This is a genomic window from Pseudomonas sp. GW821-FHT07E12 (assembly GCF_058986605.1).
The window spans coordinates 14,362-31,556 of record NZ_JBYSVX010000033.1 but is presented as its reverse complement, the minus strand read 5'-3'; the positions used below and the strand labels follow the sequence as shown (position 1 = coordinate 31,556).

At 65.3% G+C, this 17,195-nt stretch carries 17 protein-coding genes; 4 read left to right on the top strand and 13 right to left on the bottom strand.

Features of this window, described 5'->3' with window-relative positions:
* Positions 1-164: 164 nt before the first annotated feature.
* From AC3WJE_RS16355 to AC3WJE_RS16345, 3 genes are read left to right on the top strand one after another with little or no spacing between them, the layout of a single operon-like run.
* The gene (locus tag AC3WJE_RS16355; RefSeq protein ID WP_493731877.1) at positions 165-656 is read left to right on the top strand and encodes a nuclear transport factor 2 family protein; all 492 of its coding nucleotides are present in this window, start codon (positions 165-167) and stop codon (positions 654-656) included.
* Positions 657-691: 35 nt separating this feature from the next.
* Positions 692-2,032 carry a sigma-54-dependent transcriptional regulator gene (locus AC3WJE_RS16350; protein WP_493731876.1) on the top strand — a complete coding sequence of 447 codons (1,341 nt, stop codon included), beginning with the start codon at positions 692-694 and terminating at the stop codon, positions 2,030-2,032.
* Positions 2,033-2,040: 8 nt separating this feature from the next.
* Positions 2,041-3,381, top strand: a complete 1,341-nt coding sequence (locus tag AC3WJE_RS16345) for a sensor histidine kinase (RefSeq protein WP_493731875.1) — start codon at positions 2,041-2,043, stop codon at positions 3,379-3,381.
* A 154-nt stretch (positions 3,382-3,535) separates the two neighbouring features.
* Here AC3WJE_RS16345 and glmU read toward each other — a convergent pair whose 3' ends face one another.
* On the bottom strand, positions 3,536-4,894 hold the full coding sequence (gene glmU / locus AC3WJE_RS16340; protein ID WP_493731904.1) for a bifunctional UDP-N-acetylglucosamine diphosphorylase/glucosamine-1-phosphate N-acetyltransferase GlmU: 1,359 nt from the start codon (positions 4,892-4,894) through the stop codon (positions 3,536-3,538).
* Positions 4,895-4,981: 87 nt separating this feature from the next.
* On the opposite strand from glmU, the gene AC3WJE_RS16335 reads away from it, so the two are divergent.
* Positions 4,982-5,365 carry a GtrA family protein gene (locus AC3WJE_RS16335; RefSeq protein WP_493731874.1) on the top strand — a complete coding sequence of 128 codons (384 nt, stop codon included), beginning with the start codon at positions 4,982-4,984 and terminating at the stop codon, positions 5,363-5,365.
* Positions 5,366-5,375: 10 nt separating this feature from the next.
* On the opposite strand, the gene AC3WJE_RS16330 is transcribed toward AC3WJE_RS16335, so the two are convergent.
* The 12 genes from AC3WJE_RS16330 to lpdA form a co-directional block, all read right to left on the bottom strand.
* Positions 5,376-5,942: a chorismate mutase gene (locus AC3WJE_RS16330; RefSeq protein ID WP_493731873.1), complete on the bottom strand. Its 567-nt coding sequence runs from the start codon at positions 5,940-5,942 to the stop codon at positions 5,376-5,378.
* A gap of 189 nt (positions 5,943-6,131) precedes the next feature.
* Complete coding sequence (locus AC3WJE_RS16325; protein ID WP_493731872.1) at positions 6,132-6,554, bottom strand: F0F1 ATP synthase subunit epsilon; 423 nt, start codon at positions 6,552-6,554, stop codon at positions 6,132-6,134.
* Between the two features lie 145 nt (positions 6,555-6,699).
* On the bottom strand, positions 6,700-8,106 hold the full coding sequence (gene atpD / locus AC3WJE_RS16320; RefSeq protein WP_493731871.1) for a F0F1 ATP synthase subunit beta: 1,407 nt from the start codon (positions 8,104-8,106) through the stop codon (positions 6,700-6,702).
* A gap of 147 nt (positions 8,107-8,253) precedes the next feature.
* Positions 8,254-9,117: a F0F1 ATP synthase subunit gamma gene (gene atpG / locus AC3WJE_RS16315; RefSeq protein WP_493731870.1), complete on the bottom strand. Its 864-nt coding sequence runs from the start codon at positions 9,115-9,117 to the stop codon at positions 8,254-8,256.
* 111 nt (positions 9,118-9,228) lie between these two features.
* Positions 9,229-10,776, bottom strand: a complete 1,548-nt coding sequence (gene atpA, locus AC3WJE_RS16310; protein WP_493731869.1) for a F0F1 ATP synthase subunit alpha — start codon at positions 10,774-10,776, stop codon at positions 9,229-9,231.
* A gap of 46 nt (positions 10,777-10,822) precedes the next feature.
* A complete protein-coding gene (locus AC3WJE_RS16305; RefSeq protein WP_493731868.1) occupies positions 10,823-11,350 on the bottom strand; it encodes a F0F1 ATP synthase subunit delta in 528 nt (175 codons plus the stop codon).
* 3 nt (positions 11,351-11,353) lie between these two features.
* Positions 11,354-11,824 (bottom strand): F0F1 ATP synthase subunit B, encoded by a 471-nt coding sequence (locus tag AC3WJE_RS16300; RefSeq protein ID WP_493731867.1) that lies wholly within the window; start codon positions 11,822-11,824, stop codon positions 11,354-11,356.
* Between the two features lie 115 nt (positions 11,825-11,939).
* Positions 11,940-12,242, bottom strand: a complete 303-nt coding sequence (gene atpE / locus AC3WJE_RS16295) for a F0F1 ATP synthase subunit C (protein WP_493731866.1) — start codon at positions 12,240-12,242, stop codon at positions 11,940-11,942.
* Positions 12,243-12,309: 67 nt separating this feature from the next.
* On the bottom strand, positions 12,310-13,107 hold the full coding sequence (gene atpB / locus AC3WJE_RS16290; RefSeq protein ID WP_493731865.1) for a F0F1 ATP synthase subunit A: 798 nt from the start codon (positions 13,105-13,107) through the stop codon (positions 12,310-12,312).
* Positions 13,108-13,140: 33 nt separating this feature from the next.
* Positions 13,141-13,506, bottom strand: coding sequence for a hypothetical protein (locus tag AC3WJE_RS16285; RefSeq protein ID WP_493731864.1), 366 nt, complete (start codon positions 13,504-13,506; stop codon positions 13,141-13,143).
* 421 nt (positions 13,507-13,927) lie between these two features.
* Entirely contained in the window at positions 13,928-15,208 is a 1,281-nt protein-coding gene (locus tag AC3WJE_RS16280; protein WP_493731863.1) for a Xaa-Pro dipeptidase, read from the bottom strand.
* Positions 15,209-15,384: 176 nt separating this feature from the next.
* The gene (lpdA, locus tag AC3WJE_RS16275) at positions 15,385-17,187 is read right to left on the bottom strand and encodes a dihydrolipoyl dehydrogenase (RefSeq protein WP_493731862.1); all 1,803 of its coding nucleotides are present in this window, start codon (positions 17,185-17,187) and stop codon (positions 15,385-15,387) included.
* Positions 17,188-17,195 lie beyond the last annotated feature (8 nt).

Below are 17,195 nucleotides of genomic sequence, written 5' to 3'. Positions count from 1 at the left end.
CCGCCCCCCTCCCCCCCCCCCCCCCCCCCCCCCCCCCCCCCCCCCCCCCCCCCCCCCCCCCCCCTCCTACGGTGAACGACCGCTCCGCAACCGTTGCAGACAAGACGCGTTGGTCGAACCAACACGCTCATCCTCTGAAAAGCCCTCTGCGGATCACAACGCTAATGAAAAACAACCTGGCCTTCCTGCTCTCCGCGATGTCCCTGTTCGCCTTCCCGGCCCTGGCCGAGAAACCGGCCAGTGACGCCGGAGCCGACCTTCAGACCACCATCGCCGCCCTGGACCAGCAGGTCTTCGACAGCTTCAACCACTGCGCCGAGCCCGGGCAGCTGGACAAGCACGCGGCCTACTTCGACCCGGCCGTCGAGTTCTATCACGACACCGGCGGCGTGACCTGGACCCGCGAGGCGATGCTGGCCAACACGCGCAAATACGTATGCGGGCACTTCACCCGCGAGCTGATCCCCGGCACCCTCAAGGTCTATCCGGTCCGCGACTTCGGCGCGATCTCCCAGGGCCAGCACCGCTTCTGCGATGCCGCCACCGGCAAGTGTGAAGGCGCCGCCGACTTCGTGATGGTCTGGCACCTGCACGACGGACATTGGACCATCACCCGCGTGCTGAGCTACGCCCACCGTTCGCTGGAGGACGGCTAGCCGTTACGATGTCCTCCCGCCCGAACCCATACGCCATGTCCACGGTCCTGATCATCGACGACAACGCCGCAGTGGCTACCGCACTGGAAGTGCTGTTCTCGCTGCACGATATCGAAAGCCAGTACGCGGACAGCCCGCAATCGGGGCTGGCGCTGCTGGACACGCAGGCGTTCGATCTGGTGATCCAGGACATGAACTTCACCGCCGATACCACCTCCGGCGAGGAGGGTCAGGCGCTGTTCGCGCAGATCCGCCAGCGCCACCCGGATCTACCGGTGATCCTGCTCACCGCCTGGACGCATCTGAACAGCGCTGTCGAACTGGTCAAGGCTGGCGCCGCCGACTACATCGGCAAACCGTGGGACGACAACAAGCTGCTGGCGACGGTGAACAACCTGCTGGAGCTGTCCGAGGCGCGCCGCGAACTCGACCGCCGTCGCGAACGCGAACAGCGCAGCCGCCAGCAACTCGCCGCACGCTACGAGCTGTGTGGCGCGGTGTTCGCCGATCCCGCCAGCGAACGCGCGATTGCACTGGCCTGCCAGGTCGCGCGCTCGGAACTGCCGGTGCTGATCACCGGCCCCAACGGCGCCGGCAAGGAGAAACTTGCCGAGATCATCCAGGCCAACTCGCCGGTCAAACGCGGCGCGTTCGTCGCGCTCAACTGCGGCGCGATCCCGTCCGAACTGATCGAGGCCGAACTGTTCGGCGCCGAGGCCGGCGCCTACACCGGCGCCAACAAGACCCGCGAAGGCAAGTTCGAGGCCGCTGATGGCGGCACGCTGTTCCTCGACGAGATCGGCAATCTCTCGCTGGCCGGACAGATGAAACTGCTGCGCGTGCTGGAAACCGGACGCTTCGAACGGCTCGGCTCCAACCGCGAGCGGCAGGTGAAGGTGCGCGTGATCAGCGCCACCAACGCCGACCTCACCGCGATGATCCGCGAAGGCACGTTCCGCGAGGATCTCTACTACCGCCTCAACACCGTGGAAATCGCCATGCCGGCGCTGGCCGAGCGCCCCGGCGACATCCTGCCGCTGGCCGAGCACTTCCTCGGCGGCGACAAATCGCTCTCGCTGCAGGCACGCAGCGCACTGCAACGTCATGCCTGGCCGGGCAACGTGCGCGAACTGCGCAACGTGATCCAGCGCGCCGAACTGCTCGCCACCGGCGAGCGCATCGAAGCCTCCGACCTCAACCTGCCGCGTCCCGCACCGGTACGCATCGTCGCCAATACCGAAGAGCCCGACCGCGAGCGCATCGAGACCGCACTGGCACGCGCGCACGGCGTGATCGCCCAGGCCGCCGCCGATCTCGGCATGAGCCGCCAGGCGCTATACAGGCGCATGGATCGGTACGGAATAAAATCGTCGTAATGCCTGCGATGCGCGCCCGCTCCTTCACCCTGCACCTGTTCCTGCGGCTGCTGCCGGTGCTGGCGCTGGCCGCGGCAATGCCGTGGCTGCTGGCGTACTGGCTGGATCGCGGTTGGGAAATCGCGTTGATCTCGGCGATGATCCTGCTTGCGCTGATGTGGTGGGTATTGCGCCGCGCGACCGCACCGATGCGTTCGCTGTTCCGTGCACTGGCCGGCACCACCAGCAGCTATCGCGACGGCGAGTACAACTTCGGCGTGCACTGGCACGGCATCGACGAGCTCGGCCAGTTGGTGCAGGCGCATGCCGAACTCGGCGAAGTGCTGCGCCAGCAGCGCCAGAACCTGGTGCAACGCGAGCTGATGCTCGATGCGATGGTGCAGAACACCCCGGTGGCGATGCTGCTGATCGCCGCCGGCGGCGATGGCATCCGCCGCATCACCTTCTCCAACATCGCCGCGCGCAAGCTCCTGCATGGTGGCCGCAGGCTGGAAGGCGAGCGCATCGACCTGCTGCTGGAACAGGTGCCGGAAGAACTGCGCCAGGCCCTGGAGCGTGGCGGCGACAGCCTGTTCGCGGTGCGCGAACCCGATGGCGATGAGGATGACGAACAGGTATTCCACCTCGCCCGCCGCAGCTTCCACCTCAACGGCCGCGAACACGAGCTGCTGCTGATCCGCACCCTGACCGCCGAACTGCGCCGCCAGGAAGTGCAGACCTGGAAGAAGGTGATCCGCGTGATCAGCCACGAGTTGAACAACTCGCTGGCGCCGATCGCCTCACTGGCCCACTCCGGCGCCGAACTGGTGAAGCGGCAGAAGACCGAACGTCTCGGCGAAGTGTTCGGCACCATCGAAGAGCGCGCCCGACATCTGGAAGGCTTCATCCGCGGCTATGCACGCTTCGCCAAGCTGCCGCAGCCGCAATTGCAGGACGTCGGCTGGGGCGATTTCCTCAGCCGCCTGCACCAGCACATTCCCTTCCACCTGCGCGACGACGTCAGCGACATCCACAACCGCATCGACGTGGCGCAGATGGAACAGGCGCTGCTGAACCTGCTCAAGAACGCCCACGAAGCCAGCGCCGAAGCGACGCCGCCCAACGACGACGTCGAACTGCGCCTCACCCGCCTGCCGCAATGGCTGCGCGTCGAGGTGATGGACCGCGGCAACGGCATGAACGAAGCGGTATTGCAGAACGCGCTGATGCCGTTCTATTCGACCAAGCGCAACGGCACCGGACTGGGCCTGGCGCTCACCCGCGAGATCGTCGAAGCCCACGGCGGCCGCATCGCCCTGCAGAACCGCCCAGACGGCGGCCTGTGCGTGACCCTGCTGCTGCCCCTGTAGGATCGGCTCTGGGTGGCCTCGGGCCATCAGCCGCGATGAGGCTTTCTCGATAACGCCTCAGTCGAGCAAGCTCGACGCTACGAGCGTCGAAGCAACCGGCACCTTGCGACTCACCAACCGATCACGTCCCCACAGACCGCGATCGCCAGCCGCATCACTTCTTCACCGGCCGGTGCCAACCTTCGATCGTGCTCTGGCGCGCACGCGCCACCGTCAGCTTGCCTTCCGGCGCATCGCGCGTCAGCACGGTGCCGGCCCCCAGCGTCGCACCCGCCCCCACTTCCACCGGCGCCACCAGCGACGAATTGGAACCGACGAACACGTCGTCACCGATCGTCGTCTGCGCCTTGTTCACGCCGTCGTAGTTGCAGGTGATCGTGCCGGCACCGATGTTGACCTTGCTGCCGATCACCGCATCGCCCAGGTAAGTCAGATGGTTGGCCTTGCTGCCCACGCCCAGCGTGGCCTTCTTGGTCTCCACGAAGTTGCCGATGTGCACGCCGTCGGCCAGCACCGTGCCCGGACGCAACCGCGCGAACGGACCGATCAGCGCCGCACCCTCGGTCACCACGCCCTCCAGATCGCAATGCGCGCGCACCTCGGTGCCCGGACCGAGCCGGACGTCCTTCAGCCGCGTGAACGGCCCGACGCTGACGCCATCGGCCAGTTCCACTTCACCTTCGAAGATCACATCGACATCGATGCGCACATCGCGCCCGACCGTCACCCGACCACGCTGATCCACCCGCGCCGGATCGGCCATGTGCGCGCCGGCCTGGCACAGCGCACGCGCCGCGCGCAGCTGCCAGCCGCGTTCCAGCTGCGCCAGCTGCCAGGGATCGTTGGCCCCTTCCACTTCCTGCGGATCGTCCACATGCACCATCTCGGCCGCCGCGAACTCGGCCGCGGCCCGGGCGAAGATGTCGGTCAGGTAGTACTCGCCCTGCGCGTTGTCGTTGGACAGGCTCGACAGCCAGCGCGTCAGCACGGTGGATTCGACCGCAACGATGCCGGTGTTGACGGTGCGGATACGCCGCTGCTCTTCATCGGCATCCTTCTGCTCGACGATCGCCGCAACCCTGCCCTCCCCATCGCGCACGATGCGGCCATAACCGCTCGGATCGACCAGATCGGCCACCAGCACCGCCAGCCGTCCCGGCGCCTGCAGCAAGCGCTGCAAGGTCGCGGCGCGGATCAGCGGCACGTCGCCGTACAGCACCAGCACCGTGGCCGCATCGGGCACCTCCGGCAGCGCCTGCTGCACCGCGTGACCCGTTCCCAACTGCTGCGCCTGTTCGGCCCACACCAGATCCGGCTGGTCACCGAACGCCGCCCGCACCTGGTCGCCGCCATGGCCATAGACCACATGGATGCCGGCCGGCTGCAGCGCCCGTGCAGTGTCGATCACGTGCGCCAGCATCGGCCGGCCGGCCAATGGTTGCAGCACCTTCGGCAATGCCGATTTCATCCGCTTGCCTTCGCCAGCGGCCAGGATGACTACGTGCAGGGGCAGACTCATGCGCAGTTCTTCGTCGTGGAATGCTGCGGATTCTACGGACTCGTGGTTAGCATGGCGTCCCCTCACCTGGAACGCGTCACGATGAAACTGCTTCGCCAGGGCGGCCAATTCATCATCATCGGCCTGCTGCAACTGCTGCTGGACTGGGCGGTATTCGTCGCCGCCACTGCGCTCGGCGTAGCCGTGACACCCGGCAACCTGCTCGGCCGCACCAGTGGCGCCACGCTCGGCTTCTGGCTCAACGGCCGCTACACCTTCGCCGAGGAGGATGGTGCCCGGCTGGGCTGGCCACGCTTCCGCCGTTTCGCCTTGATGTGGATCGTGCTCACCGCCATCAGCACCTGGCTGCTCTCGGTGACCACGCATTCGCTGGGCCTGCAGTGGGCGTGGCTGGCCAAGCCCCTGGTCGAAGGCGTGCTGGCCGTGATCTCGTTCTTCCTCAATCGGCACCTGATCTACCGCTGAGGTCGCAAACTCATTGGCAGAAGTCGCCCAGGCTGCGCGTCAGCGCCACGCGATGCACGCCATCAAGCCGCTTCTTCCGTGCATACACCTCGGCATCGCGTGCGAGGTCCACGGCACATCCCGGGGCCGTGCGCAGCGATGCGCTCCGCGCCAGCGCATCGAGCAGTTCACCCTGAAGCCGGTCCAGGCGGGCGCGCAGCAGCGCCAGATCCGGTCGCGGCCGGTCCGGCGCATGGCCGCGCAATCGCCAATCCTCCAACTGCTGGTACTGCACCAGTTTGTTGGACTCGATCTGTGCGGCAAAGAAACGTGCGGCCAGTTCCGGATCCAGCCCATGTGCCGGTGCCTGCTCGCGCACGCTCTGCAAGATCGCTGCCTCGCGTGCCGAATCCAGCACGGGCTTGCCACTGTCCCACTTGCTCAACGCGACCTGGTCGCCGATCGCATTGCGCTCGACCATCAGCTCCAGCAACGGCGGGAGCGCCGGCGGCACCTCGCGTGCCTGCCACGTGCAACCGGACAGTGCCAGCAGGGCCAACACAACGCCCAGGCGCAACGACGGAAAGCACACGCTCATGACTGATCTCCAATGATGGGAACGCCACCGGACACGGCGGTGCGTCATCTTGCCTGGCACGCCGTTACCGTTCATGCGCAACACAATCCCGCGTTGCGCCGGCATCCACCTGCGATCGCCGGCCCCGGAAACGACAATGCCGGCACAAGGCCGGCATCGTGACACCGCGGAACGACCACCGCCGCCTGCTCAGTGCTTGAGCGTCTTGCGCAGGCGCTCCAGCGCCTGCAGCTGCACCACCGCCTCGACCAGCTTGGCCTGGGCCTCGGCCACGTCCATCGCCTCGCCACGGTTGGCCAGCATGCGCTCGGCTTCTTCCTTGGCCTGACGCACTGCCGCCTCGTCGATGTCCTCGGCACGGATCGCGGTGTCGGCCAGCACCGTCACCACCTGCGGCTGCACCTCGAGGATGCCGCCGGAGATGGCGAAATCCAGCTGCTCGCCACTGGCGGTGGTGACCACCACCTTGCCCGGCTTCAGGCGCGTGATCAGCGGTGCGTGCTTGGGCGCGATGCCCAGCTCACCCAACTCGCCGGTGGCCACGACCAGGGTCGCTTCGCCGTGGAAGATTTCCTGCTCGGCGCTGACGATGTCGCAACGGATGGTGCTCATGGTGCCTCACTCTGTGAGGCGGGGATTCGGGATTCGGGATTCGGGATTGGTGAAGGCAGCCGCGCCGCCTCTCACCCTTCCGAATCCGTCCAACCTAAATACCCGCCTTTGCGAATCCCTAATCCCGAATGCCGAATCCCGGCGTTTAAGCCTTCTCGGCCATCTTCTTGGCCTTCTCGACCGCTTCTTCGATCGTGCCGACCATGTAGAACGCCTGCTCCGGCAGGTGGTCGTACTCGCCGTCCAGGATGCCCTTGAAGCCGCGGATGGTTTCCTTCAGCGCCACGTACTTGCCCGGCGAACCGGTGAACACTTCGGCCACGTGGAACGGCTGGCTGAAGAAGCGCTCGATCTTGCGCGCGCGCGACACGGCCTGCTTGTCTTCCTGCGACAGCTCGTCCATGCCCAGGATCGCGATGATGTCCTTCAGTTCCTTGTACTTCTGCAAGGTCTGCTGGACGCGACGGGCGGTGTCGTAATGCTCGTGGCCGATCACGTTCGGGTCCATCTGGCGGCTGGTGGAATCCAGCGGATCCACGGCCGGGTAGATGCCGAGCGAGGCGATGTTGCGGCTCAGGGTGACGGTCGAATCCAGGTGCGCGAAGGTGGTCGCCGGCGACGGGTCGGTCAGATCGTCCGCAGGCACGTACACGGCCTGGATCGAGGTGATCGAACCGGACTTGGTCGAGGTGATGCGCTCCTGCAGCACGCCCATTTCCTCGGCCAGGGTCGGCTGGTAGCCCACCGCCGACGGCATGCGGCCCAGCAACGCCGACACTTCGGTACCGGCCAGCGTGTAGCGGTAGATGTTGTCGACGAAGAACAGCACGTCACGGCCCTTGCCGTTCTCGTCCTTCTCGTCGCGGAAGTACTCGGCCATGGTCAGGCCGGTCAACGCGACGCGCAGGCGGTTGCCCGGCGGCTCGTTCATCTGGCCGTACACCATCGCGACCTTGTCCAGGACGTTGGAGTCCTTCATCTCGTGGTAGAAGTCGTTGCCCTCGCGGGTACGCTCGCCCACGCCGGCGAACACGGACAGACCGCTGTGCGCCTTGGCGATGTTGTTGATCAGTTCCATCATGTTGACGGTCTTGCCGACGCCGGCGCCGCCGAACAGGCCGACCTTGCCGCCCTTGGCGAACGGGCACATCAGGTCGATGACCTTGATGCCGGTTTCCAGCAGCTCGGTGGTCGAAGCCTGGTCCTCATAGGACGGGGCCGCGCGATGGATTTCCCAGGTGTCCTTGTGCTCGACCGGACCGGCTTCGTCGATCGGGCGACCCAGCACGTCCATGATCCGGCCCAGGGTGCCGACGCCGACCGGCACGGAGATGCCGCGACCGGTGTTGGTGGCGACCAGGTTGCGCTTCAGGCCATCGGTGGAACCGAGCGCGATGGCGCGCACGATGCCGTCGCCAAGCTGCTGCTGCACTTCCAGCGTGATGGCGGTGCCTTCGACCTTCAGTGCGTCGTACACCCGCGGCACATCGGTACGTGCGAATTCGACGTCGACGACCGCGCCGATGATCTGAACGATCTTGCCCTGACTCATTTTGCTGCTCCGGTTAGCTTTAGGTCTGTCCGGATGGCCTGCGCCATCCCAGTGGATTTCGTGATCGGGGATTGGTGATTCGTGATCGGCAAAAGCGCGCTCCGCTGCCCTTGCCAATCCCCAATCTCCAATCCCGGATCCCGGCTCTTACACAGCGGCCGCGCCGCCAACGATTTCCGAGATTTCCTGGGTGATCGCCGCCTGCCGGGCCTTGTTGTAGACCAGTTGCAGGGTGCCGATCAGCTTGTTGGCGTTGTCGCTGGCGGCCTTCATCGCCACCATGCGCGCGGCATGCTCGGATGCCACGTTCTCCAGCACGGCCTGGTACACCAGCGACTCGATGTAGCGCGTCATCACGTGCTCGAGCACGGCCGCGGCATCAGGTTCGTACAGGTAGTCCCAATCGTGGTGGGCGACCTTCTTGTCCGACGCCGGCAGCGGCAGCAGCTGATCGAAGCTGGCCTTCTGCGTCATCGTGTTCACGAAGTGGTTGTAGACCAGATAGACGCGATCGACCTTGCCCTCGGTGAAGGCGTCGAGCATCACCTTGATCACGCCGACCAGCTGCTCCACGTGCGGGGTGTCGCCCAGGTGGCTGACGCTGCCGACCATGTTGACCTTGATGCGGCGGAAGAAGGTCGAAGCCTTCTGGCCGATCGTCACCACGTCGATCTCGGCACCCTTGTCCTGCCACTGGCGCACTTCGCCCAGCATCTTGCGGAACAGGTTGTTGTTGAGTCCGCCGGCCAGACCGCGATCGGAAGACACCACGATGTAGCCGACCCGCTTGACCTGCTCGCGCTCGAGCAGGAACGGATGCTGGTAGTCGGTGCTGGCCTGCGCCAGATGCCCGATCACCTGCTTCATCGCCTGCGCATAAGGACGCGAGGTCTTCATCCGCTCCTGAGCCTTGCGGATCTTGGAAGCCGAGACCATCTCGAGCGCGCGCGTCACCTTGCGGGTGTTCTGCACGCTCTTGATCTTGGTTTTGATTTCGCGTCCGCCTGCCATTTCTCGCTCGCTTCGCTCGCGGGATTCGGGATTGGGGATTCGGGATTGGCTAAAGCCTTCCGAGTACCCGCTCCTACGAATCCCTAATGCCTAATCCCGAATCCCGGTTCTTTACCAGCTACCGGTCTGCTTGAACTCAACGATGCCCTTCTTGAAAGCGGCCTCGATGTCGTTGTCCCATGCGCCGCTGGCGTTGACCTTCTCGACCAGCGCGCCCTGGGTGTTGGCGAAGTGGGCGTGCAGGCCTTCCTCGAACGACAGCAGCTTGTTGACCGGCACGTCGTCGAGGTAACCCTCGTTGACGGCGTAGATCGACAGCGCCTGGTTGGCGATCGACATCGGCAGGTACTGCTTCTGCTTCATCAGCTCGGTGACGCGCTGACCGCGCTCCAGCTGCTTGCGGGTGGCTTCGTCCAGGTCCGAGGCGAACTGCGCGAACGCCGCCAGCTCACGGTACTGCGCCAGCGAGATACGGATGCCGCCCGACAGCTTCTTGATGATCTTGGTCTGGGCTGCGCCACCGACGCGCGACACCGAGATACCGGCGTTCACGGCCGGGCGGATGCCGGCGTTGAACAGGTCGGTTTCCAGGAAGATCTGGCCGTCGGTGATCGAGATCACGTTGGTCGGCACGAACGCCGAGACGTCGCCGGCCTGGGTTTCGATGATCGGCAGCGCGGTCAGCGAACCGGTCTTGCCCGTAACGGAGCCGTTGGTGAACTTCTCGACGTAGTCGACCGACACGCGCGCAGCACGCTCCAGCAGACGCGAGTGCAGGTAGAACACGTCGCCCGGATAGGCTTCGCGACCCGGCGGGCGCTTCAGCAGCAGCGAGATCTGGCGGTAGGCCACGGCCTGCTTGGACAGGTCGTCATAGACGATCAGCGCATCTTCGCCGCGGTCCATGAAGTACTCGCCCATGGTGCAGCCCGCGTAGGCGCTGATGTACTGCATCGCGGCCGACTCGGAAGCGGTGGCAGCCACCACGATGGTGTGGGCCAGCGCGCCGTTCTCTTCCAGCTTGCGCACGATGTTGGCGACGGTCGAGGCCTTCTGGCCGATCGCCACGTACACGCACTTGATGCCGGTGCCCTTCTGGTTGATCACCGCATCGATCGCCATCGCGGTCTTGCCGGTCTGGCGGTCGCCGATGATCAGCTCGCGCTGGCCACGGCCGATCGGGATCATCGCGTCGACCGACTTGTAACCGGTCTGCACCGGCTGGTCGACCGACTGGCGCCAGATCACGCCCGGTGCAACGCGCTCGACCGGAGCGGTCAGCGAAGCGCCCAGCGGGCCCTTGCCGTCGATCGGCTCGCCCAGCGCGTTGACCACGCGCCCCAGCAGTTCCTTGCCGACCGGCACTTCGAGGATGCGGCCGGTGGTCTTGGCCACGTCGCCTTCGCGCAGGTGCTCGTAGTCACCCAGCACCACGGCGCCGACCGAATCGCGCTCCAGGTTCAGTGCCAGCGCGAAGGTGCTGTTCGGCAGTTCGATCATTTCGCCCTGCATCACGTCGGCCAGGCCGAAGATGCGCACGATGCCGTCGGACACGCTGGTCACGGTGCCTTCGTTGCGGGATTCAGCGGACAGCTTGACCTGCTCGATGCGGGTCTTGATCAGTTCGCTGATTTCGGAGGGGTTGAGCGTGGTTGCCATCGTTCAGTCCTAGGTGCCGGCCACCAGGGCCGTGCGTTAAGTGAATTCAGTTCGCGAGCGAGTTCTGCAGGCGCGCCAGCTTGCCCTTGAGCGAGCCGTCGATCACCACATCGCCCGCGTCGATCACGGCGCCGCCGATCAGCGAGGCATCGACCGCGGTGGTGACTTCCACCTCGCGACCGAAGCGCTTCTTCAGCGCCACGACGATCTTGTCCAGTTCCGCCTGCTGCAGTTCGCCGGCCGAGGTCACGGTGGCCTTGACCACGCGTTCGGCTTCGGCGCGCAGCTGATCGTACAGCCCGGCGATTTCCGGCAGCTGCGCCAGGCGATGAGCCTGCGCCAGCACGTTGAGGAAGCGCACGAACGACGCGCCAGCCGCTTCCGGGGCGAGCAGTGCGACCGCCTGGGCCTGACCGAGCTCCGGGTTTGCCAGCAGTTCGGCCACGCGCGGATCGCCAGCAACCTGCGCCGAGAAGGTCAGCGCCTGCGACCAGGCGGCCAAGCCGCCCTCGTCACGCGCAACCGCGAATGCGGCGCGAGCGTAGGGGCGGGCAAGGGTCAGAGCCTGGGTCATCGATCAGATCTCCGAAGCCAGCTCGTCGAGCAACGCCTTGTGCGCGTTCGCATCGATCTCGCGCTTGAGCAGCTTCTCGGCACCGCTCACCGCCAGCGCGGACACCTGCTTGCGCAGTTCCTCGCGGGCACGGTTGGCGGCCGCATCGATCTCGGCCTGGGCCAGTTCCTTCTGCCGGTTCGCCTCGGCGATGGCATCGGTCTTGGCGGCTTCGACGATCTGGTTGGCGCGTGCATGGGCCTGATCGATGATCTCGTTGGCCTTGCTGCGCGCGTCCTTCAACGCCTCGTTGACCTTTTCCTGCGCCTGCGCAAGGTCTTTCTGGCTGCGATCGGCCGCGGCCAGACCTTCGGCAATCTTCTGCTGACGCTCTTCGATGGCCTTCAGCAGCGGCGGCCATATCTTGGTCGCCACGATCCAGATCAGGCCAGCAAAGGCCAGCGCCTGGGCAATGATGGTAAAGGTGATGTCCATGGGTCGCTCAATCGATAGTTACGGGTGGCCGCGCCGCCGTAGCGGCGCCGACCGAACCTTCATCTGCGACCGGAACGCGCTGTGCGCACTCCGGCCACATCCCGCTATCGCTGGATCAGCCGGCGATCTGCGGCAGGCGCGAAACGAACTCGCCGACCAGCGGGTTGGCGAAGGCGAACAGCAGGCCCACGGCGACCGAGATGATGAACGCGGCGTCGATCAGGCCGGCGGTGATGAACATGCGGACCTGCAGCACCGGGATCAGCTCCGGCTGGCGTGCGGCCGACTCCAGGAACTTACCAGCCATGATGGCCAGACCGAGACCAGCACCCAGCGCGGCCAGGCCGATCATGATGCCGACGGCGAGGACGGTGGAGCTCTGGACTTGGGCGAGGTTGGTCAGGACGGCGAGGTACATGATTTTCTCCGGAAACTAAAGTTGCTTAAGGGTGATGTGATGAAGCGGATGAAGGGTGCAGCGAAACTCAGTGGCTGTCTTCCGACAGGCTCAGGTACACGATCGACAGCATCATGAAGATGAAGGCCTGCAGCGGGATGACCAGCAGGTGGAACAGCATCCAGCCGAAGCCGAACGCACCACCGGCGATCGCGCCGAACACGCCGGCGCCACCGAGTACCCAGATCAGCAGGAAGACGATTTCGCCGCCGAACATGTTGCCGAACAGTCGCATCGCCAGCGAGATCGGCTTGCTCAGCCACTCGACGATGTTGAGGATCAGGTTGAACGGCATCATCCACTTGCCGAACGGCGCGGTCAGGAATTCCTTGACGAAACCGACCAGGCCCTTGGAGCGCAGCGCGAAGAAGATCATCAGGAAGAACACGCTGATCGACATGCCCAGGGTGGCATTGACGTCGGCGGTCGGCACCGGCTTCCAGGAATGGACGCCGACCCAGCCCAGCGGGGCCACGATGAAATCGGCCGGGATCATCTTGATGAGATTCATCATGAGGATCCAGAAGAACAGGGTGATCGCGATCGGCGTCACCAGCTTGCTGGTGCCGTGATAGGTGTCCTTGGCCTGGCGGTCAACGAACTCCAGGCAGATCTCCACGAACGCCTGCCACTTGCCCGGCACGCCCGCGCTGGCCTTGCGGGTGGCGAACCAGAACGCGGTCACCATGACCAGGCCCGACAGCACGGCCATGACTAGCGTATCCACGTGCAATACCCAGAACTTGCTGCCTTCCTTGAGCGGAATGGTCAGGTTGTGCAGGTGATGCTGGATGTAGGAGGTGGGGGTCAGTGCCTCGCCTGCCATGTGTCCGGAGCCCTTTAAGTTCTTAAATTTGGATCAACGTCTGGCCAGGGCCAGAACCTGAAAAATCATTGCGATGGCGATACCCGCCAGCAGGGCCGTTGCAGGCAGCCGCCACAGGCCAAAGCCCAGGGCAAGCGCCACGATCACCAGCACCCACTTCAGCACCATGGCCAGGACCAGCCGGGTCATCGCCGCGCCTGCAGCCTGCACCCCGCCTCCCAGCGCGGTACGCGCCGCGACCCAACCACCCGCAACGGTGGCGATCCCGGTCAGCGCAACGCCGAACGCGTACCTGGCTCCCACCAGCAGGAACAACGAACTGGCTATAGCTACAGCGACCAACGGATATACCGCGGCGCGCAGCATAACCCGCCGACCCGCTTCCACGGGATTCAGCACGGAAGTTCCTTTGACCTGAAGATGGAGGCAAGACGCGTATGCGCCTCGTCGAGCCGCGGAATTATAGCAATTAGGCAATTTGCGAGACAACCGGGACAAGTCACATTCGTGCTGCGCCGCAAAATCGCCAAACCCGCTCCATGTAAGCGTTTTTTCGCGCGGAACTTTTACCTAACCGGTCCAGTCGTACCCATCAGGCCTGCTTGCATCCTCGTCGACAGCTCCTTGGCAGGCCATGAAGCCCCGGGCAACCGGGGCTTCCTTTTCGAGCCCATTACTCGTCGTGACGACGATCCCACCGCCTTGATCCCCAATGAACATGGGGGCTTTGGGGCTGTTTGCCCTCGCAGATGGTCGACGGGCCAACTTTGACCGCCATTGCGGGAAGACGCGCGCTTTCCACGCGCAATATCCGATCCGATCAGGGCGCAGCCACCAATCGACCGCCCTTCACCACCGCCGCTACCTTGGTCAGCACGCTGACGTCCTGCAGCGGATCACCCTCCACTGCGATCAGGTCGGCGTAATGTCCCGGCGCGATCACACCCACATCCTGGCTTCGGCCCAGCGCTTCTGCGGCGCTCAGCGTGGCGGCACGGATCGCCTCGATCGGGGTCATGCCCCACTCCACCATCTTGGCGAACTGGCGCGCGTTGTCGCCGTTGGGATACACGCCGCCATCGGTGCCGAAGATCATCTTCACTCCAGCCGCGTGCGCAGCCCGGAAGGTCTCGCGCTGCTTGCGGCCGATCTGGCGCTCCTTCTCCAGCGATTCGGGGAACAGCCCGTTCTTCGCGCCTTCGGCGAGGATGTAGTCGTCGTTGTAGATGTCCATCGAGAACCAGGTGCCGTGCTGCCTGGCGAGCTTGAACGACTCCTCGTTGGCCAGGCTGCAGTGCTCGATGGTGTCGGCGCCGGCACGGATCGCATCGTTGATACCGCTGGTGCCGTGCGCGTGCACGGCGACCTTCATGCCGAGCATGTGCGCCTCGTCGACCAGTGCCTTCATCTCTTCCAGGCTGTATTGCTGCGCGCCCACCGCATCGGTCTTGGACAGCACACCGCCGGTGCCGCAGAACTTGATCACTTCCGCGCCGTACTTGCGCAGCTTGCGCACCGTGGCGCGGATCGCCTCCGGGCCATCGGCAACGGCGGGACCGGTGATCGGCACCGAGGGCGGGAACTCGGTGCTGTCGCAATGGCCGCCGGTGGCGCCGATCGCGTAGGTGGCCGGCACGATCCGCGGCCCTTCGATGTAGCCGTGCTCGATGCCCTGTTTCAACGCGACGTCGTCATAGTTGGCCGAGCCGACATTGCGCACCGTGGTGAAGCCCGCATGCAGCGTCTTGCGCGCATTGGCGACACCGACCACGGTCCAGAAGTTGTCGGTGTATTCCAGACCCTGATAACCACTCAGTGTCGGATCAGCGGTGAGGTGCACGTGCATGTCGATCAGGCCGGGCAGCAGCGTGCGCTGACCGAGGTCGATGCGTGCGGCACCATCCGGCACCGGATCGCCGGCATGACCAACCTGGCTGATGCGGCCATCGACGGCGATGATCTGCGGTTGCTCGACGTAGCGCCCGCTGCTTACGTCCAGCATGCGCGCGGCAGTGACGACAGTGGTTTCGGCCTGCGCGACCAGCGACGCACACAGGCAGCCGGCGGCGACCAGCAGCGCCGGCAAACGGACATTGGACATCGTGTTTTCCCCAGGAACGGATTGTCGTGAAGCGAAGCTTGCTCCGCCGAAGCTTCGGCGGGAAGGCCCTATCGGGCAAGCTCGACTCCACAAACACCACTTGAGTCGCCCCCCCATGAAAAGCGAACGCCCCGGCAAGCGGGGCGTTCGTATCTCGAAGCGTGGTCGCGAGCGGCTTACTTCTTCTTCGGAATGTACAGATCGGTGATGGTGCCGTCGTAGACCTCGGCGCTCATGCCGACCGATTCGCTCAGGGTCGGGTGGGCGTGGATGGTGTGGCCGATGTCCTCGGCTTCGGCACCCATCTCGATTGCCAGGCCGATCTCGGCGAGCAGGTCGCCGGCGTGGACGCCGACGATCGCGCCGCCGATCACGCGGTGCGTCTCTTCGTCGAAGATCAGCTTGGTGAAGCCTTCGGTGCGACCGATGCCGATCGCACGGCCGCTGGCGGCCCATGGGAACTTGGCGACGCCGACCTTCAGGCCCTTGGCCTTGGCTTCGGTCTCGGTGACGCCGACCCAGGCGATCTCCGGGTTGGTGTAGGCCACCGACGGGATCACCCGCGCGACCCATTCCTTCTTCTCGCCGAACGCCACTTCCGCGGCAAGCTTGCCCTCGTGCGTGGCCTTGTGCGCCAGCATCGGGTTACCGACGATGTCGCCGATCGCGAAGATGTGCGGGACATTGGTGCGCATCTGCCGATCGACCGGGATGAAGCCACGCTCGGTGACCTGCACGCCGGCCTTCTCCGCATCGATCTTCTTGCCGTTCGGCGAGCGGCCGACGGCGACCAGCACACGGTCATACGTGGACGGTTCCAGCGACGGCTTCTCGCCTTCGACGGCGGCCTCGAACGACACCGTGATGCCCTTCTTGTCGGCCTTGACGTCGGTCGCCTTGGTCTTCAGGTAGACCTCGATGCCCTGCTTCTTCAGGCGATCGGCCAGCGGCTTGACCAGGTCCTTGTCGGCGCCCGGCATCAGCTGGTCCATGAACTCGACCACGGTGACCTGGCTGCCCAGCGCGGCGTACACGGTGGCCATTTCCAGGCCGATGATGCCACCGCCGACGACCAGAAGCTTCTTCGGCACTTCGGCCAGTTCCAGCGCGTCGGTGGAATCCATCACGCGCGGGTCGCCCCACGGGAAGTTCGGCAGCTTCACCGCCTGCGAGCCGGCGGCGATGATGCATTGCTCGAAGCGCAGCAGTTGGGTCTTGCCGTCGTCGCCGACGATCTCCAACTCGTTGGCCGAGACGAACTTGGCCAGGCCTTGCACGGTGCGCACCTTGCGCTGCTTGGCCATGCCGGCCAGGCCCTTGGTCAGCGTACCGACCACTTTTTCCTTGTAGCCGCGCAGCTTGTCGAGGGTGATCGTGGGCTTGCCGAACTCGACGCCGAAATCACCGGCATGCGCGACTTCATCGATCACCGCGGCGGCGTGCAATAGCGCCTTGGACGGGATGCAACCGACGTTGAGGCAGACGCCGCCGAGCGAGGCGTAGCGCTCGACCAGCACGGTGTCCACGCCCAGATCGGCAGAACGGAACGCAGCGGTGTAGCCGCCGGGACCGGCGCCGAGCACGACCACGCGGCATTCGATGTCGGCCTTGCGCCCGCTGGACGCCAGCGCCTGCGCGACCACGACCGGATCCGGCGCGCGGTGCGACGGGGTGACCGGCGGCTTGCTGGCCGGCACCTCGACCTTGGCCGCTTCGGGCCTGGCCGGCGCGGCCGCTGCGCCGGCGGCGTCCAGCAGCACCACGACGTCGCCCTGCGAGAGCGTGTCGCCGAGCTTGACCTTCACTTCCTTGACCACACCCGCGGCCGAGGACGGCACTTCCAGCGTGGCCTTGTCCGATTCCAGCGTCACCAGGCCCTGGTCCTTGGCGACGCTGTCGCCGACCGCGACCAGCACTTCAATTACCGGGACGCCGCTGTAGTCGCCGATGTCGGGGACCTTGATTTCAATGACCGCCATTTGCTTCT

Excerpts from the sequence above, each read along its gene's own strand:
- AC3WJE_RS16355 (WP_493731877.1), top strand. The coding sequence starts at position 165 with ATGAAAAACAACCTGGCCTTCCTGCTCTCCGCGATGTCCCTGTTCGCC.
- AC3WJE_RS16350 (WP_493731876.1), top strand. The coding sequence starts at position 692 with ATGTCCACGGTCCTGATCATCGACGACAACGCCGCAGTGGCTACCGCA.
- AC3WJE_RS16345 (WP_493731875.1), top strand. The coding sequence starts at position 2,041 with ATGCGCGCCCGCTCCTTCACCCTGCACCTGTTCCTGCGGCTGCTGCCG.
- AC3WJE_RS16335 (WP_493731874.1), top strand. The coding sequence starts at position 4,982 with ATGAAACTGCTTCGCCAGGGCGGCCAATTCATCATCATCGGCCTGCTG.
- AC3WJE_RS16330 (WP_493731873.1), bottom strand. The coding sequence starts at position 5,942 with ATGAGCGTGTGCTTTCCGTCGTTGCGCCTGGGCGTTGTGTTGGCCCTG.
- AC3WJE_RS16325 (WP_493731872.1), bottom strand. The coding sequence starts at position 6,554 with ATGAGCACCATCCGTTGCGACATCGTCAGCGCCGAGCAGGAAATCTTC.
- atpD (WP_493731871.1), bottom strand. The coding sequence starts at position 8,106 with ATGAGTCAGGGCAAGATCGTTCAGATCATCGGCGCGGTCGTCGACGTC.
- atpG (WP_493731870.1), bottom strand. The coding sequence starts at position 9,117 with ATGGCAGGCGGACGCGAAATCAAAACCAAGATCAAGAGCGTGCAGAAC.
- atpA (WP_493731869.1), bottom strand. The coding sequence starts at position 10,776 with ATGGCAACCACGCTCAACCCCTCCGAAATCAGCGAACTGATCAAGACC.
- AC3WJE_RS16305 (WP_493731868.1), bottom strand. The coding sequence starts at position 11,350 with ATGACCCAGGCTCTGACCCTTGCCCGCCCCTACGCTCGCGCCGCATTC.
- AC3WJE_RS16300 (WP_493731867.1), bottom strand. The coding sequence starts at position 11,824 with ATGGACATCACCTTTACCATCATTGCCCAGGCGCTGGCCTTTGCTGGC.
- atpE (WP_493731866.1), bottom strand. The coding sequence starts at position 12,242 with ATGTACCTCGCCGTCCTGACCAACCTCGCCCAAGTCCAGAGCTCCACC.
- atpB (WP_493731865.1), bottom strand. The coding sequence starts at position 13,107 with ATGGCAGGCGAGGCACTGACCCCCACCTCCTACATCCAGCATCACCTG.
- AC3WJE_RS16280 (WP_493731863.1), bottom strand. The coding sequence starts at position 15,208 with ATGTCCAATGTCCGTTTGCCGGCGCTGCTGGTCGCCGCCGGCTGCCTG.
- lpdA (WP_493731862.1), bottom strand. The coding sequence starts at position 17,187 with ATGGCGGTCATTGAAATCAAGGTCCCCGACATCGGCGACTACAGCGGC.